The sequence below is a fragment of the Actinomadura sp. NPDC048032 genome, assembly GCF_040653175.1.
Taxonomy (GTDB): domain Bacteria; phylum Actinomycetota; class Actinomycetes; order Streptosporangiales; family Streptosporangiaceae; genus Spirillospora; species Spirillospora verrucosospora.
Genome location: NZ_JBEZJP010000815.1, coordinates 1 through 1,220, shown reverse-complemented (window position 1 = coordinate 1,220; position 1,220 = coordinate 1). Strand labels below are relative to the sequence as shown.

General features: G+C 76.0%; 1 protein-coding gene. It reads left to right on the top strand.

Annotation, left to right across the window (positions count from 1 at the left end; all coding sequences use genetic code 11):
- A partial coding sequence (locus AB0C69_RS42430) for an FtsK/SpoIIIE domain-containing protein (RefSeq protein WP_360362644.1) occupies positions 1-1,220 on the top strand: 1,220 nt, incomplete at both ends.

The following is a 1,220-nucleotide window of genomic DNA, read 5'->3' as shown; positions in this document are numbered from 1 at the left end:
GGATCAGGGCGGTGACGCCGGCGGCGGCGCTGGCCCAGAAGGACCACCACGGGATGGGCATGAGGATGCCGGAGGCCGGATCGCACTGCTCCCCGAGGAGTGCAGCGCCGTCGCCGCCTGGGACGCCCAGCGGCACTCGACGCTCCTGCTCCAGGGGCGGGGCCTGGACGCCGTCGGCCCCGTCCTCGCCGACCAGGTCTCCGCGACCTGGACCGACCGGGTGGCGCGCGCGCTGGCCCCCGTCCGGGACGTGTCCCGCGAGGACGCCGAGGACTCGCTCCCCGCCGACGTGCGGCTCCTGGACATCCTCGACATGCCCGAGCCCACGGCCGAGCACGTCCTGCAGTCGTGGAACAGGACGGGCGGCCGGACGACCCGCGTCCCCGTCGGCCTCGCCTCGGGCGGCCGCTACGAGATCGACCTGCGCGCGGACGGCCCCCACGGCCTCATCGCCGGGACCACGGGCGCGGGCAAGTCGGAGCTGCTCCAGACCCTCATCGCCTCGCTCGCCGTGGCGAACCGCCCCGACGAGATGACGTTCGTCCTCATCGACTACAAGGGCGGCGCGGCGTTCAAGGACTGCGCGGACCTCCCCCACACGGTGGGCATGGTCACCGACCTGGACGGCCACGCCACCGAGCGCGCCCTGGAGTCGCTGGCCGCCGAGCTCCGCCGCCGCGAGGAGATCCTGCTCGGCGCGGGCGCCAAGGACGTCGACGACTACGACGACCTGCGCCCCGCCGATCCGGGGCTGCCGGCCGTGCCGCGGCTCGTCCTGGTCATCGACGAGTTCGCCGCGATGGTCACCGAGCTGCCCGACTTCGTCGCCGGCCTGGTCGACATCGGCCGCCGGGGCCGCTCCCTCGGCGTCCACCTGATCCTCGCCACGCAGCGCCCCGCCGGGGTCGTCACCGCCGACATCCGCGCCAACACCAACCTGCGCATCGCGCTGCGCGTCACCGACCCCGACGAGTCCGCCGACGTCCTGGACTCCCCTGACGCGGCGCAGATCTCCAAGTCCACCCCCGGGCGCTGCTACGTCCGCTCCGGGGCGTCGTCGCCGCAGGCCGTCCAGTCGGCGCGGATCGGGGGCCGCCGCCCCGGGGCCGCGTCCGGGTCCGGCGGGCCGACCGTCCACCCGCTGCCGTGGCAGGGCCTCGGCCATCCGCTGCCCGCGCCGCGCGAGGCGGCCGACGACGCCGTGCTCGCCACCGACCTCG